The organism is Salmonella sp. SJTUF15581 (assembly GCF_043356775.1).
GTDB classification, from domain to species: domain Bacteria; phylum Pseudomonadota; class Gammaproteobacteria; order Enterobacterales; family Enterobacteriaceae; genus Salmonella; species Salmonella enterica.
The window spans coordinates 1-15799 of sequence record NZ_JBEUJY010000023.1 but is presented as its reverse complement, the minus strand read 5'-3'; the positions used below and the strand labels follow the sequence as shown (position 1 = coordinate 15799).

Below are 15799 nucleotides of genomic sequence, written 5' to 3'. Positions count from 1 at the left end.
TGCGAAAAACGGGAGATTGTTATCGACCTCCCGTTTTTTTATGTCCGTTCTGAACAGCACTGCGATTTTAAAGTTGGCTGTAGTAGAGAAAACTGAGCATCAAATATTTTTTCGCCGAAACTTGATAGTTTATGCCAATATTTTATGTATTCAATAGCATGATTATTGCCATTTCCACTACTGCACATGCCTCGCCCATGAACTTTGCGTAAACTGACTGGTATTCATTATAATGTTATCATGCTTAAACTCAATAAAATCGCAAAAAGAATTATAATCTTCATTTAAAGAATAATTAAAATGTTTTCTAATTCCATTACATACACCATCAGAATAGGGATCAGCATCAAATTTAGTATGCATTATTTCCAATCCAGCAAGTAAAGCCGGGTGGTTATTGCGATCAACAGCTATTATCCCGTTCTCCATAGAAGCACGGCCATCTATCCTTTCTACATGAACAGCGATTCCATCCGGAATATATATACCCCCCAATTTTTCCGTGATAATCATATCAGCATCGAGATATATACACCCACTATTTGTTGATAAATCATAACACCCAACCTTATCCGCCTCCAGGAATAACTGACCAGCCTTTAACATAGCCATATTCCTGTAAAAATCAAACCATACATGGCCTTTATCCAGTAAGTAAGATTTAATTAATGAATCATTATCCTCTTGAATATCACTCAATTCTTTTTTCAATAGCTGCAGTAAATGACAATCCCTTTTTTCTTCTGGCATGGATTCTTGCTTAGAAATATTTTCCATATAAATTTCTGATAATTTTTTATCGTACATGCTAAAGTCAATATCATTTCTATATATGACTTTTATGTTTTCATAGTCATACTCAAGTTTTGAAAAAGCATCCTTTTGTCCCGGGAAAAAATGACCATCTACAAAAATACCTATAAGACGTTCTTTTTCAATTGTTGCTGCTTTAATGATATTGTTAAGGTAGGGGTTTTTCTCTGTGTTAATTATAGGTATATCATTTTTCCCAAAGCGAGCAGGATTCCGCTCAAACCACTGGAAAAGTAGAGGGGTTTTCTCATCTAAAAAGCACAAGGGATAATCTTTTCCATTAAAACTTGTAAACTGAATGTCCCTGTCGGTAACAGTTTTAACCAATTCATTTTTTGAAAGCGCGGGAACATATCTATTTAATGGTGGGATCATAACAATTAAATGCTCCATGCTTACTTCATTACATATTTTACATGATGATTATTAGCACATGTTTTTTAGCGTTGCAATCGCTGTCAGCTAAAAGATGCTAAATTAAGCATTAACCGGTGGATACATAAATACCCTACTAGTGAGCAATTAAATAAATAGCTTGTTAACTTTGTTTTTTATTCCAGAAATGACATCATATTTATAATTCCTGTAATAAGGTAAAACAAAGACCTTAATGGAATTAAATGCTTCATTTAATGATTTAAAATTTCCCGCGTAAACAACCAATAAAACAGGTTTATCATTTAATGTATGAACAGCAGGTATTTTATAATGGCGAGCCAATAGACTTTAATAACTTAGATTTATGGGATAAATTTAAAGTCACATTTGGATTTAATGTTACAGAAAAAAAGAAACCCAATGGTAAAAAATTCAATTTTGAGTATTGTGGATTCTCTACTTTTATTACGCCGGTTGATGGCGTTGACGGGATTTTAGCAAAGTGGTTCTCAAACAAACATAATGTAATTGTCCCAACGCCTTATACATTCGGTCAAGACCCCATTCCTGGCGTCAATCTTTATCGTAATACAAAAGCAAAATTTGTTATGGCTAACGGCGGTAATAGTCTTCCCTGTGCGATGGCAAAATATAATGCAAAAACTGGACAATTTATTCATATAACCAGTGACAATGAGTTTTCACAAATAATGCGAGAAACAAGAGTTATGAAAAAATAATTCATTTACACATTAAATTTATAATTACAGATAAAATCAAGAGCCAGCATGGCATTGAAAAATAAAATACGGCTTTTTTATCCGCGCTGATTTTGACTCGAAGAAGAATAACGGTGGCGACAATAATAATAAGACAATAAATAAATATAAGTAATGATTTATGGTGAAGTATATATAACGATAGAAACAATAAAAAAGCGGACAGAACGTTTGAAATAGTTATCTTTTTTGTAAATACCAAAAGACTAAACATTAAATAGATTAATGAAATAATCGCTGGCATTTTCTTTCCTTGTAGGCAAGCGACCCGGAATTCGGCATCCAGCATGAAGCTGGTGGAGGGATAAATACCCCTCCACCATTTAACGATTACTCGTTATCAGAACCGCCCAGACCTGCGTTCAGCAGCTCTGCCAGGCTTGCAGATGCATCTTCCGCAGTGACCTGCGGTGTTGCTGGCTGCTCGCCCGCGGCGCGACGGCGCATACGATCCTGGTGGTACGCATAACCGGTACCAGCCGGAATCAGACGACCCACGATAACGTTCTCTTTCAGGCCGCGCAGTTCGTCGCGTTTACCCGCAACGGCTGCTTCGGTCAGGACACGCGTGGTCTCCTGGAACGATGCGGCAGAGATGAACGACTCGGTTGCCAGAGACGCTTTGGTAATACCCAGCAGATCGCGGGAGAAGGTAGCCCCCACTTTGCCGTTCGCTTCCAGCTCGCGGTTAGCGATCTTGACGCGGGAGTATTCAACCTGTTCGCCTTCCAGGAAGTCGGAACTACCGGCGCTTTCGATGGTCGCTTTACGCAGCATCTGACGAACGATAACTTCGATGTGTTTATCGTTAATCTTAACGCCCTGCAGACGGTATACATCCTGAACTTCGTTAACAATGTAACGCGTCACAGCATGAACGCCACGCAGACGCAGAATGTCGTGCGGCGCTTCCGGACCATCGGAAATCACATCACCACGTTCTACACGTTCCCCTTCGAACACGTTGAGCTGACGCCATTTCGGAATCATCTCTTCGTACGGGTCACTACCATCAACCGGCGTAATCACCAGACGACGTTTGCCTTTGGTTTCTTTACCGAAGGAAACGATACCTGCGATTTCAGCAAGGATTGCCGGTTCTTTCGGACGACGCGCTTCGAACAGGTCGGCAACGCGCGGCAGACCACCGGTGATATCCTTGGTACCGCCGGATTCCTGCGGAATACGCGCCAGGGTGTCACCAGAACTGATCTGTACGCCATCTTCCAGCTGTACAATCGCTTTACCCGGCAGGAAGTACTGCGCAGGCATATCGGTACCCGGGATCAGAACGTCATTACCCTGAGCATCAACGATTTTCAGCGCCGGACGCAGATCTTTACCACCGGTAGTACGTTCAGCCGAATCCAGAACCACCAGCGAAGACAAACCGGTCAGTTCGTCGGTCTGACGCGTAATGGTCTGACCGTCGATCATGTCAGTGAAGCGGATGAAACCACTCACTTCGGTGATAACCGGCATGGTGTGCGGGTCCCAGTTTGCCACGGTTTCGCCGCCGGCAACCTGCTCGCCATCACCTTTCGCCATGACAGCGCCATAAGGCACTTTATAGCTCTCTTTGGTACGACCGAATTCGTCGATCAGCTTCAGTTCGGTGTTACGGGAAGTGATAACCAGTTTACCGCTGGAGTTCACAACCGACTTCACGTTGCTGAGCTTGATGCTACCTTTGTTCTTAACCTGGATGCTGGATTCAGCAGCCGCACGCGATGCCGCACCACCGATGTGGAACGTACGCATCGTCAGCTGTGTACCCGGTTCACCGATGGACTGTGCCGCGATAACGCCGATAGCTTCACCTTTGTTGATGATGTGGCCACGCGCCAGGTCACGACCATAGCAGTGCGCACATACACCAAAGTCGGTGTCGCAGGATACAACGGAACGCACTTTAACGGCGTCAACGGAGTTTGCTTCCAGCAGGTCACACCACTGTTCGTGCAGCAGCGTGTTGCGTGGAACCAGAATGTCCGCGGTACCCGGTTTCAGCACATCTTCCGCTGTCACACGGCCCAGAACGCGGTCACGCAGCGGCTCTTTCACGTCGCCACCCTCGATAACCGGGGTCATCAGGATACCTTCGTGCGTACCACAGTCATCTTCGGTCACCACCAGATCCTGCGCGACGTCAACCAGACGACGGGTCAGATAACCGGAGTTCGCGGTTTTCAGTGCGGTATCTGCCAGACCTTTACGCGCACCGTGCGTGGAGATGAAGTACTGGAGTACGTTCAGACCTTCACGGAAGTTCGCGGTGATTGGCGTTTCGATGATGGAGCCATCCGGCTTCGCCATCAGACCACGCATACCGGCCAGCTGACGAATCTGTGCCGCAGAACCACGCGCACCGGAGTCGGCCATCATGTAGATGCTGTTGAAGGAGACCTGCTGCTCTTCCTGGCCGTCACGGTTAATCACGGTTTCGGTTTGCAGGTTATCCATCATCGCTTTGGATACACGATCGTTCGCCGCAGCCCAGATATCGATAACTTTGTTATAGCGTTCGCCAGCGGTTACCAGACCAGACTGGAACTGCTCCTGGATCTCAGCAACTTCAGCTTCCGCCTCAGAGATGATCTCGTGTTTTTTCTCCGGGATGACCATGTCATCAATACCAACGGACGCACCTGAACGCGCTGCATAAGCAAAGCCGGTGTACATCGTCTGGTCCGCAAAAATAACGGTCGGTTTCAGGCCCAGAATACGGTAGCAAGTGTTCAGCATTTTGGAGATCGCTTTCTTGCCCAGCGCCTGGTTGACGATGGAGAAAGGCAGACCTTTCGGTACGATCATCCACAGAATGGCGCGACCAACGGTCGTGTCTTTCAGGCTGGTGTGCGCAACGAATTCGCCGTTTTCATCTTTTTCATATTCAGTGATACGCACTTTAACGCGCGCATGCAGAGAGGCCAGACCTGCGCGATAGATACGCTCAGCTTCTTTCGGGCCAGTCAGCACCATGCCTTCGCCTTTGGCGTTAACACAGTCACGGGTCATGTAGTACAGACCCAGTACCACGTCCTGAGACGGAACGATGATAGGTTCGCCGTTCGCCGGAGACAGGATGTTGTTGGTGGACATCATCAGCGCACGCGCTTCAAGCTGGGCTTCCAGCGTCAGCGGTACGTGAACAGCCATCTGGTCACCATCGAAGTCGGCGTTATATGCCGCACAAACCAGCGGGTGCAGCTGGATAGCTTTACCTTCGATCAGTACCGGTTCAAATGCCTGGATACCCAGACGGTGCAGAGTCGGTGCACGGTTCAGCAGTACCGGGTGTTCGCGGATAACTTCGTCAAGGATATCCCAAACGACAGCTTCTTCACGCTCAACCATTTTCTTCGCGGCTTTGATGGTGGTGGCAAGGCCACGCAGTTCCAGCTTGCCGTAGATGAACGGTTTGAACAGCTCCAGCGCCATTTTCTTCGGCAGACCGCACTGGTGCAGACGCAGGTATGGACCTACGGTGATTACAGAACGACCGGAGTAGTCAACACGCTTACCGAGCAGGTTCTGACGGAAACGACCCTGCTTACCTTTGATCATGTCGGCCAAAGATTTCAGAGGACGCTTGTTAGAACCGGTGATCGCACGACCGCGACGACCGTTATCCAACAGGGCGTCAACCGCTTCCTGCAGCATACGTTTTTCGTTGCGTACGATGATGTCCGGCGCAGCCAGATCCAGCAGACGCTTCAGACGGTTGTTACGGTTAATGACGCGACGATACAGATCGTTCAGATCTGACGTGGCGAAACGACCACCATCCAGCGGAACCAGCGGACGCAGATCTGGCGGCAGAACCGGCAGAACGGTCAGGATCATCCACTCTGGCTTGTTGCCAGACTGAACGAAGGCTTCCAGCAGTTTGATACGCTTGGTCAGCTTTTTACGCTTGGTTTCGGAGTTGGTTTCGTTCAGCTCTTCGCGCAGAGTTTCACACTCTTGCTCCAGATCCATGCTCTTCAGCAGGGCCTGGATAGCTTCCGCCCCCATCTTGGCGTCGAATTCGTCACCGAACTCTTCCAGCGCGTCCAGATACTGCTCTTCAGTCAGGATCTGTTGACGTTCCAGGTTGGTCATACCGCCTTCGATAACCACATAAGATTCGAAGTACAGTACGCGTTCGATATCACGCAACGGCATATCGAGCAGCAGACCGATACGGGACGGCAGCGATTTCAGGAACCAGATGTGAGCAGTCGGGGACGCCAGCTCGATGTGGCCCATACGCTCACGGCGTACTTTGGTCTGGGTCACTTCAACGCCGCACTTCTCACAAATAACACCACGGTGTTTCAGGCGCTTGTACTTACCGCACAGGCACTCGTAGTCTTTTACCGGCCCAAAGATACGGGCGCAGAAAAGGCCGTCACGCTCAGGTTTGAACGTACGGTAGTTGATGGTTTCCGGCTTTTTAACTTCACCGAAAGACCATGAACGGATCATGTCTGGCGAAGCCAGAGCAATTTTGATCGCATCAAACTCTTCGGTTTTAGTCTGCGCTTTCAGAAACTTTAATAAATCTTTCACGGATTTGCTCCCGTCGGAGTTAGCACAATCTGGTGTCGGGTTTTACCCCGACACCAGTGACCTGTTTGAGCGAGAATTACTCGTCTTCCAGTTCGATGTTGATGCCCAGCGAGCGGATCTCTTTCAACAGAACGTTGAAGGATTCCGGCATACCCGGTTCCATCTGATGGTTGCCGTCCACGATGTTCTTATACATCTTGGTACGACCGTTCACGTCATCAGACTTAACGGTGAGCATTTCCTGCAGGGTGTAGGCGGCGCCGTAAGCTTCCAGCGCCCACACTTCCATCTCCCCGAAGCGCTGACCACCGAACTGCGCCTTACCACCCAGCGGCTGCTGAGTAACCAGGCTGTAAGAACCGGTAGAACGCGCATGCATCTTGTCATCAACCAGGTGGTTCAGTTTCAGCATGTACATGTAACCGACGGTTACCGGACGTTCGAACTGTTCACCCGTACGGCCATCGAACAGGGTGATCTGACCGGAGGTCGGCAGGTCGCCCAGTTTCAGCAGCTCTTTGATTTCCGCTTCTTTCGCACCGTCGAACACTGGTGTGGCAATCGGCATACCTTTACGCAGGTTTTCTGCCAGACGCAGCACTTCATCATCGCTGAAGGTGCTCAGGTCGACTTTCTGACGAACGTCGGCGCCCAGATCGTAGGCACGCTGGATGAATTCGCGCAGTTTGGCGACTTCCTGCTGCTGTTTCAGCATGGCGTTAATCTTGTCGCCAATACCTTTCGCAGCCATACCCAGGTGGGTTTCCAGAATCTGACCGATGTTCATACGAGACGGTACGCCCAGCGGGTTCAGTACGATGTCTACCGGCGTGCCGTTTTCATCGTAAGGCATGTCTTCGATCGGGTTGATCTTAGAGATAACACCCTTGTTACCGTGACGACCTGCCATCTTATCACCCGGCTGGATACGGCGTTTAACGGCCAGATAGACCTTCACGATCTTCAGCACGCCCGGCGCCAGATCGTCGCCCTGGGTGATTTTACGGCGCTTCGCTTCAAGTTTTTTCTCGAACTCGTGTTTCAGTTCGTCATACTGCTCAGCCAGTTGTTCCAGCTGATTTTGTTTCTCTTCGTCGGTCAGACCGAGTTCCAGCCAGCGGTCGCGCGGCAGTTTGTCGAGCTTCTCAGCTTCAACGCCGCCGGACACCAGCACCGCACGGATACGGCTAAACAGGCCCGCTTCGAGGATCTGCAGTTCTTCAGACAGGTCTTTTTTCGCCTGCTTGAGCTGCATCTCTTCGATTTCCAGAGCACGTTTGTCTTTTTCTACGCCATCGCGAGTAAAGACCTGAACGTCGATAACCGTACCGGAGACACCGTTAGGTACGCGCAGAGAAGAGTCTTTAACGTCAGACGCTTTCTCACCGAAGATCGCACGCAGCAGTTTCTCTTCCGGCGTCAGCTGGGTTTCACCTTTCGGCGTTACCTTACCGACCAGAATGTCGCCGCCAGTCACTTCCGCGCCGATGTAAACGATACCGGATTCATCCAGTTTGGAGAGCGCAGCTTCACCCACGTTCGGGATATCAGCGGTGATCTCTTCCGGCCCCAGCTTGGTGTCACGGGACACGCACGCCAGTTCCTGAATGTGGATGGTGGTGAAACGGTCTTCCTGGACAACACGCTCGGAAACGAGGATGGAGTCTTCGAAGTTGTAGCCGTTCCACGGCATGAACGCCACGCGCATGTTCTGACCGAGCGCCAGTTCACCGAGGTCGGTGGACGGACCGTCTGCCAGCACGTCGCCGCGTTCAACCGGCTCGCCCAGAGACACACATGGCATCTGGTTGATACAGGTGTTCTGGTTAGAGCGGGTGTATTTGGTCAGGTTATAGATGTCGATACCCGCTTCGCCCGGGTACATCTCGTCTTCGTTAACTTTGATAACGATACGGGACGCATCCACGTACTGAACAGTACCGCCACGTTTAGCTACTGCAGTAACACCGGAGTCGACGGCGACAGCACGTTCCATACCGGTACCCACCAGCGGCTTGTCAGCACGCAGAGTCGGAACCGCCTGACGTTGCATGTTCGCACCCATCAACGCACGGTTGGCGTCATCGTGTTCCAGGAACGGGATCAGGGACGCACCGACGGAGACCACCTGCTGGGTGGAAACGTCCATGTAGTCAACCTGGTCACGGCTGAACAAGCTGGATTCGCCTTTGCTACGGCAGGTCACCAGATCTTCTACAAAGTGGCCTTCGTCATCCAGGTTGGAGTTCGCCTGAGCGATAACGTAGTTGCCTTCTTCGATAGCAGACAGGTAATGAATTTCGTCAGTGACCACGCCATCAACCACACGACGGTACGGCGTCTCAAGGAAACCATATTCGTTAGTCTGTGCGTACACGGACAGGGAGTTGATCAGACCGATGTTCGGACCTTCCGGCGTTTCGATAGGACACACGCGACCGTAGTGCGTCGGATGTACGTCTCGAACTTCGAAGCCTGCGCGTTCGCGGGTCAGACCACCTGGGCCGAGTGCGGAGATACGACGTTTGTGCGTAATCTCAGACAGCGGGTTGTTCTGGTCCATAAACTGAGACAGCTGGCTGGAACCAAAGAACTCTTTCACTGCGGCGGAAATCGGCTTGGCGTTGATCATATCCTGAGGCATCAGGGTATCCAGATCGCCCAGAGACAGACGCTCTTTCACCGCACGCTCTACACGCACCAGGCCAACGCGGAACTGGTTTTCCGCCATTTCGCCGACGGAACGGATACGACGGTTGCCGAGGTGGTCGATATCATCCACTTCGCCTTTACCGTTACGGATATCGATGAGCTTCTTCATGACATCAATGATGTCGTCTTTGCTCAGGATACCGGAACCTTCGATTTCGTCGCGCAGCAGAGAACGGTTGAACTTCATACGACCCACCGCAGACAGGTCATAGCGGTCTTCGGAGAAGAACAGGTTCTCGAACAGGCTTTCAGCCGCTTCACGAGTCGGCGGCTCACCAGGGCGCATCATGCGGTAGATTTCTACCAGCGCGCTCAGACGATCGTTAGTTGGGTCGACGCGTACCGTTTCAGAAATGTACGGGCCGTGGTCCAGATCGTTGGTAAACAGCGTTTCGATACGCTTGTGGCCGGACTGGCTCAGCTTAGCCAGCAGATCCAGGCTCAGCTCCATGTTCGCCGCGCAGATCAGCTCGCCAGTAGATTCGTCAACGTAGTCTTTAGAGACGACTTTACCTGCGATGTACTCAACCGGAACTTCGATATGCTTGATATCGTCTTTTTCCAGCTGACGGATGTGACGCGCGGTAATGCGACGGCCTTTTTCAACGTACACTTTGCCGTTAGCTTCGATATCGAACGACGCGGTTTCGCCGCGCAGACGTTCTGGAATCAGCTCCATCTGCAGCTTGTTGTCGCGAATTTCGAAGACGACTTTCTCAAAGAACAGGTCAAGGATCTGCTCAGTGGTGTAGTTCAGCGCACGCAGGATGATGGTCGCAGGCAGTTTACGGCGACGGTCGATACGCACGAACAGGTTGTCCTTCGGATCGAATTCGAAGTCCAGCCAGGAACCACGGTAAGGAATGATGCGCGCGTTATACAGCACTTTACCCGAAGAGTGGGTTTTACCTTTGTCGGAGTCAAAGAAGACGCCCGGACTACGGTGCAGCTGAGAAACGATAACACGCTCAGTACCGTTGATAACAAAGGTACCGTTGTCGGTCATGAGCGGGATTTCGCCCATGTAGACTTCTTGTTCTTTAATGTCTTTAACGGTGCCTTCCGGCGCTTCGCGCTCGTAGATCACCAGACGCAGTTTTACGCGCAGCGGTGCGGAATAGGTCACGCCACGGATCTGACATTCCTGAACGTCAAACACCGGTTCGCCAAGGCGGTAGCTGACGTACTGCAGCTCGGAATTACCGCTGTAGCTCTGAATCGGGAACACGGAACGGAAGGCTGCTTCCAGGCCGTACTGCCCTTCAGGATCTTGCTCGATAAACTTCTGAAACGAGTCAAGCTGGATAGAAAGGAGATAAGGTACATCCAGAACTTGTGGACGTTTACCAAAATCCTTACGAATACGTTTTTTCTCGGTATAGGAGTAAACCATAGGGTTCCTCAGCTCGCTGACAAGTCGACCCATCTGTCCTGCGGGGGACAGTTTGTGCAACACTATTTTGTTGACCGGAAAATGGATACTTTCCGCAATGCCTGTTGCTATCACGCTTAAACCATTTCATTGCGATTTACACAGAACGTACGCTCTGTCGCAGTATATTAAGTCGTCGATAGAAACAAGCATTGAAAGGCACAGCAGTAGTCAAACAGTGTGAAACGCTACTGGCGCCTTACAGCGCAAAAAGGCTGGTGACTAAAAAGTCACCAGCCATCAGCCTGATTTCTCAGGCTGCAACCGGAAGGGTTGGCTTATTTAACTTCAACTTCAGCGCCAGCTTCTTCCAGAGATTTTTTCAGTGCTTCAGCGTCATCTTTGCTCACGCCTTCTTTCAGAGCGGCCGGAGCAGATTCTACCAGGTCTTTAGCTTCTTTCAGACCCAGGCCAGTTGCGCCACGTACTGCTTTGATAACAGCAACTTTGTTAGCGCCAGCAGCTTTCAGAATTACGTCGAATTCAGTTTTTTCTTCAGCAGCTTCAGCCGGGCCAGCAGCTACAGCTACAGCAGCAGCAGCGGAAACACCGAATTTTTCTTCCATTGCAGAAATCAGTTCTACAACGTCCATTACGGACATAGCGGATACTGCTTCAATGATTTGATCTTTAGTGATAGACATTTAAATTGTTCCTGAATATCAGAATAAGTTTATACGTAAGCAAATGCTTGATAAAGACAACTGCGATTACGCAGCTTCTTTTGCATCGCGTACAGCAGCCAGTGTGCGAACCAGTTTGCCAGCCGAAGCTTCTTTCATGGTTGCCATCAGGCGTGCAATTGCTTCTTCGTAGGTCGGCAGAGTTGCCAGGCGGTCGATCTGAGACGCCGGGATCAGCTCACCTTCAAAGGCTGCAGCTTTGACCTCAAATTTTGCATTCGCTTTCGCGAACTCTTTGAACAGACGAGCAGCAGCGCCCGGGTGTTCCATAGAGTATGCAATCAGGGTCGGACCAACAAACGTGTCTTTCAGGCACTCGAACTGAGTACCTTCAACGACGCGGCGCAGCAGGGTGTTACGAACAACACGCATGTATACGCCAGCTTCACGACCTGCTTTACGCAGTTCAGTCATTTTATCTACAGTTACGCCACGGGAATCCGCAACTACTGCAGACAGCGCGCCTTTGGCTACTTCGCTGACTTCAGCAACAATCGCTTGTTTGTCTTGAAGATTTAAAGCCATTAGCTTTGCTCCTGGATGTTTGCCGGAACTCATGTTCCGGAACTCACTTCACTCATCTCAACGAGAAGAGCGTCTTAATACGGTGAGCAGAAACAAGCCAGAGTATCAAAAATAATCTTAGCGTTCTGTCACCGTCTACGCAGGGGATTAAGCCTCTTGCGAGACGCCTGCGGTCTTCGACGGAGGCCTGGATAGGCCAGGCTCCAACGAACAAATTCTTTCTATGACTTCGTCCTTTGAACCGCAGCTGTGTTAGCTGCGCTCGTTCACACCAGTCACATAGTTAACTATGCTCCTGGCGATTCACTCACTTGCTGCCTTGCTGCAATTCAAATGACTCGCATAGTGCTCTGTTATATTTCAACAGAATCGTGGGGGTAAGATTGTAGACAAAATCACCGCCCACGTAAAGACTAATCTTAGTTCGCAGATGCGCTCAGACCAGCCTGATCAACGGCAACGCCAGCACCCATGGTGGTGGAGATGCTAACTTTCTTGATGTACACGCCTTTCGCCTGGCTCGGTTTTGCTTTTTTCAGCGCAACCAGCAGAGCTTCCAGGTTTTCTTTCAGTTTGTCAGCGTCAAAGTCCACTTTACCGATGGTGGTGTGGATGATGCCGTTTTTGTCGTTACGGTAACGAACCTGACCTGCTTTAGCGTTCTTAACCGCTTCAGCAACGTTAGGGGTTACGGTACCGACTTTCGGGTTTGGCATCAGGCCGCGCGGACCCAGAACCTGGCCCAGCTGGCCAACAACGCGCATTGCATCCGGGGATGCGATAACAACGTCGAAGTTCATTTCGCCTTTCTTGATCTGGTCAGCCAGATCTTCCATACCTACCAGCTCAGCGCCAGCAGCTTTAGCTGCTTCAGCGTTCGGGCCCTGGGTAAATACGGCAACGCGAACAGAACGGCCAGTACCGTGCGGCAGTACAGTCGCGCCACGAACGTTCTGGTCAGATTTACGAGCATCGATGCCGAGGTTAACGGCAACGTCAACGCTTTCGTTGAATTTAGCAGTGGCCAGCTCTTTCAGCAGGGCAATAGCTTCGTTGATGTCGTACTGTTTGGTCGCATCAACTTTTTCACGGATCACGCGCATACGCTTGGTCAGTTTAGCCATTTCTTAGTCCTCCACTACCAGGCCCATGGAACGTGCAGTACCTTCGATGGAGCGAGTCATCGCTTCAATGTCGGCACCGGTCATGTCGGCAGCTTTGGTCTGCGCGATTTCCTGCAGCTGAGCGCGGGAAATTTTACCTACTTTGTCTTTGTTCGGCTTGCCGGAACCAGACTTGATACCAGCCGCTTTTTTCAGCAGAACAGCTGCCGGAGGCGTTTTGGTAACGAAGGTGAAAGAACGGTCAGCGTAAACGGTAATAACAACCGGAATCGGCAGACCTTTTTCGATGGAATCAGTTTTTGCGTTGAACGCTTTGCAGAATTCCATGATGTTCACACCCTGCTGACCCAGTGCTGGACCAACCGGCGGACTAGGGTTCGCCATACCAGCTGCAACCTGCAGCTTGACGTAGGCTTGTACTTTCTTAGCCATTCTAAATTCCTCGAATTGGGTAGTATCGCTTCAAAGAAGCTCCCCGTGATAAATATCGCTTTATGGGCATAAGGCCCATAAAAACAAAAGGCGCGAAATTGTATGTCAATTTCGCGCCCTATGCAACGATTAGATCGCTGCTTTTTTGATCGCAGCCTTACGCTTTCTCAACCTGGCTGAAGTCCAGCTCTACCGGGGTCGCACGACCGAAGATAGAAACAGACACTTTCAGGCGAGACTTCTCATAATCGACTTCTTCGACAACGCCGTTAAAGTCTGCGAACGGACCGTCGTTAACACGAACCATTTCACCCGGTTCAAACAGAGTTTTCGGCCGCGGCTTATCGCCAACCTGCTGCAGGCGGTTCATGATCGCATCGACTTCTTTGTCGCTGATCGGCGCCGGACGGTCAGAGGTACCGCCGATAAAGCCCATCACACGCGGCACGCTACGCACCAGGTGCCAGCTTGCGTCGTTCATGACCATCTGGACCAGAACGTAACCCGGGAAGAATTTGCGTTCGCTTTTGCGACGCTGGCCGCCACGGATCTCAACGACTTCTTCAGTCGGCACCATGACTTCGCCAAACAGCTCTTCCATATTGTGTAATTTGATATGCTCGCGCAGCGATGTGGCTACGCGGCCTTCAAAACCGGAAAACGCCTGAACGACGTACCAGCGCTTTTTAGGTGCTTCAGACATCTCAGAACCTCAGGCCAGTGATAAAGGATACCAGGCGAACCAGAATACCATCCAGTCCCCACAGGATCAGTGACATAACTGCGGTAACCGCAGCGACGATCAGCGTGGTGTGCAGCGTTTCCTGGCGAGTCGGCCAAATGACCTTACGGACTTCGGTTCTCGCTTCACGGGCAAAAGCAACGGTTGCTTTACCTTTTGTCGTCAACAGCGCGACACCACCCGCTGCAGCAATCAGAATTACTACGGCCAGCGCACGCAGCGGCAGCATCATGTCGCGATAGAGGTAGTTGCCGACGATTGCGACGATCAGCAATATGGCAACAACTATCCACTTCATCGCTTCCAGGCCGCGCCCGCTCCCTTGAGCTTCGGTATTCGCACTCATAAACCAACCTGTCAGAAGTATTCTACAAACATTTTCACCCCGCAATCGCGAGGCAATCCAAATCGAAACGCTTATTCGCCTTTCGGATTATACGCCCTCTACAGAGCCTGTCTCAGCAATGATTATGACAAATAAAATCACTGATGAGCCAGGTTCTGGTGTGAAAGCGTGCAAAAAGGGCATCAAATGATGCCCTTTTATTGCGCATTGCGTCAAATGTTATCAGCGATTAGCCGAGAACTTTAGCAACAACGCCCGCGCCAACGGTACGGCCGCCTTCACGGATTGCGAAACGCAGACCGTCGTCCATCGCGATCGGGTGGATCAGGGTAACAACCATTTTGATGTTGTCGCCCGGCATTACCATCTCTACGCCTTCCGGCAGTTCGATGGTACCAGTCACGTCAGTAGTACGGAAGTAGAACTGCGGACGGTAGCCTTTGAAGAACGGAGTATGACGACCGCCTTCATCTTTGGACAGAATGTACACTTCAGATTCGAACTTGGTGTGCGGCTTGATGGTGCCCGGCTTAGCCAGTACCTGACCACGTTCGATTTCTTCACGTTTGATACCACGCAGCAGAACACCTACGTTCTCACCGGCACGGCCTTCGTCCAGCAGTTTGCGGAACATTTCAACGCCAGTACAGGTAGACTTCTGAGTCTCTTTGATACCAACGATTTCAACTTCTTCGCCCACTTTGATGATACCGCGTTCTACACGACCGGTAACAACGGTACCACGACCGGAGATGGAGAATACGTCTTCGATCGGCAGCAGGAACGGCTTGTCAATCGCACGCTCTGGTTCCGGGATGTAAGAATCCAGGAAGCCAGCCAGTTCGATGATTTTCGCTTCCCACTCTGCGTCGCCTTCCAGCGCTTTCAGAGCAGAACCACGAACGATCGGAGTGTCGTCGCCCGGGAAGTCGTACTGAGACAGAAGTTCACGAACTTCCATTTCAACCAGTTCCAGCAGCTCTTCGTCATCAACCATGTCGCATTTGTTCAGGAACACGATGATGTACGGAACGCCTACCTGACGACCCAGCAGGATGTGCTCACGGGTCTGCGGCATCGGGCCGTCAGTCGCAGCAACAACCAGGATCGCGCCGTCCATCTGAGCAGCACCAGTGATCATGTTTTTAACATAGTCGGCGTGCCCCGGGCAGTCTACGTGTGCGTAGTGGCGGGTCGGGGTATCGTATTCAACGTGAGAAGTGTTGATGGTGATACCACGCGCTTTTTCTTCCGGCGCGTTATCGATCTGGTCGAATGC

The 15799-nt window shown here is 50.4% G+C and carries 11 protein-coding genes and 1 pseudogene; 1 reads left to right on the top strand and 11 read right to left on the bottom strand.

Annotated elements, in window-relative coordinates; translation table 11 throughout:
- Positions 1–177: 177 nt before the first annotated feature.
- Complete coding sequence (locus ABVN36_RS23580; protein ID WP_023138024.1) at positions 178–1206, bottom strand: type III secretion system effector arginine glycosyltransferase SseK1; 1029 nt, start codon at positions 1204–1206, stop codon at positions 178–180.
- A 381-nt stretch (positions 1207–1587) separates the two neighbouring features.
- On the opposite strand from ABVN36_RS23580, the pseudogene ABVN36_RS23575 reads away from it, so the two are divergent.
- Positions 1588–1931 (top strand): annotated as a pseudogene (locus ABVN36_RS23575) (cytoplasmic protein).
- 1 nt (position 1932) lies between these two features.
- Here ABVN36_RS23575 and ABVN36_RS23570 read toward each other — a convergent pair.
- The 10 genes from ABVN36_RS23570 to tuf form a co-directional block, all read right to left on the bottom strand.
- Entirely contained in the window at positions 1933–2259 is a 327-nt protein-coding gene (locus ABVN36_RS23570) for a hypothetical protein (RefSeq protein ID WP_077908597.1), read from the bottom strand.
- A gap of 41 nt (positions 2260–2300) precedes the next feature.
- On the bottom strand, positions 2301–6524 hold the full coding sequence (gene rpoC, locus ABVN36_RS23565) for a DNA-directed RNA polymerase subunit beta' (protein ID WP_000653965.1): 4224 nt from the start codon (positions 6522–6524) through the stop codon (positions 2301–2303).
- Between the two features lie 76 nt (positions 6525–6600).
- A complete protein-coding gene (gene rpoB, locus ABVN36_RS23560; protein WP_000263105.1) occupies positions 6601–10629 on the bottom strand; it encodes a DNA-directed RNA polymerase subunit beta in 4029 nt (1342 codons plus the stop codon).
- 317 nt (positions 10630–10946) lie between these two features.
- On the bottom strand, positions 10947–11312 hold the full coding sequence (rplL, locus tag ABVN36_RS23555) for a 50S ribosomal protein L7/L12 (protein ID WP_000028882.1): 366 nt from the start codon (positions 11310–11312) through the stop codon (positions 10947–10949).
- 66 nt (positions 11313–11378) lie between these two features.
- On the bottom strand, positions 11379–11876 hold the full coding sequence (rplJ, locus tag ABVN36_RS23550; protein ID WP_001207203.1) for a 50S ribosomal protein L10: 498 nt from the start codon (positions 11874–11876) through the stop codon (positions 11379–11381).
- Positions 11877–12295: 419 nt separating this feature from the next.
- Positions 12296–13000: a 50S ribosomal protein L1 gene (rplA, locus tag ABVN36_RS23545; protein WP_001096676.1), complete on the bottom strand. Its 705-nt coding sequence runs from the start codon at positions 12998–13000 to the stop codon at positions 12296–12298.
- Positions 13001–13003: 3 nt separating this feature from the next.
- Positions 13004–13432, bottom strand: coding sequence for a 50S ribosomal protein L11 (rplK, locus tag ABVN36_RS23540; protein ID WP_001085926.1), 429 nt, complete (start codon positions 13430–13432; stop codon positions 13004–13006).
- Positions 13433–13589: 157 nt separating this feature from the next.
- Positions 13590–14135 carry a transcription termination/antitermination protein NusG gene (gene nusG, locus ABVN36_RS23535; protein ID WP_001287521.1) on the bottom strand — a complete coding sequence of 182 codons (546 nt, stop codon included), beginning with the start codon at positions 14133–14135 and terminating at the stop codon, positions 13590–13592.
- A gap of 1 nt (position 14136) precedes the next feature.
- Positions 14137–14520 carry a preprotein translocase subunit SecE gene (secE, locus tag ABVN36_RS23530; protein ID WP_001275691.1) on the bottom strand — a complete coding sequence of 128 codons (384 nt, stop codon included), beginning with the start codon at positions 14518–14520 and terminating at the stop codon, positions 14137–14139.
- A gap of 229 nt (positions 14521–14749) precedes the next feature.
- Positions 14750–15799, bottom strand: a 1050-nt coding sequence (gene tuf, locus ABVN36_RS23525) for an elongation factor Tu (protein ID WP_025712197.1), incomplete at its 5' end; no start/stop codon positions are given.

Coding starts and splice junctions, on each gene's coding strand:
- rplJ (WP_001207203.1), bottom strand. CDS start 11,876: ATGGCTTTAAATCTTCAAGACAAACAAGCGATTGTTGCTGAAGTCAGC.
- secE (WP_001275691.1), bottom strand. CDS start 14,520: ATGAGTGCGAATACCGAAGCTCAAGGGAGCGGGCGCGGCCTGGAAGCG.
- ABVN36_RS23580 (WP_023138024.1), bottom strand. CDS start 1,206: ATGGAGCATTTAATTGTTATGATCCCACCATTAAATAGATATGTTCCC.
- rplA (WP_001096676.1), bottom strand. CDS start 13,000: ATGGCTAAACTGACCAAGCGTATGCGCGTGATCCGTGAAAAAGTTGAT.
- rpoB (WP_000263105.1), bottom strand. CDS start 10,629: ATGGTTTACTCCTATACCGAGAAAAAACGTATTCGTAAGGATTTTGGT.
- rplK (WP_001085926.1), bottom strand. CDS start 13,432: ATGGCTAAGAAAGTACAAGCCTACGTCAAGCTGCAGGTTGCAGCTGGT.
- nusG (WP_001287521.1), bottom strand. CDS start 14,135: ATGTCTGAAGCACCTAAAAAGCGCTGGTACGTCGTTCAGGCGTTTTCC.
- ABVN36_RS23570 (WP_077908597.1), bottom strand. CDS start 2,259: ATGCTGGATGCCGAATTCCGGGTCGCTTGCCTACAAGGAAAGAAAATG.
- rplL (WP_000028882.1), bottom strand. CDS start 11,312: ATGTCTATCACTAAAGATCAAATCATTGAAGCAGTATCCGCTATGTCC.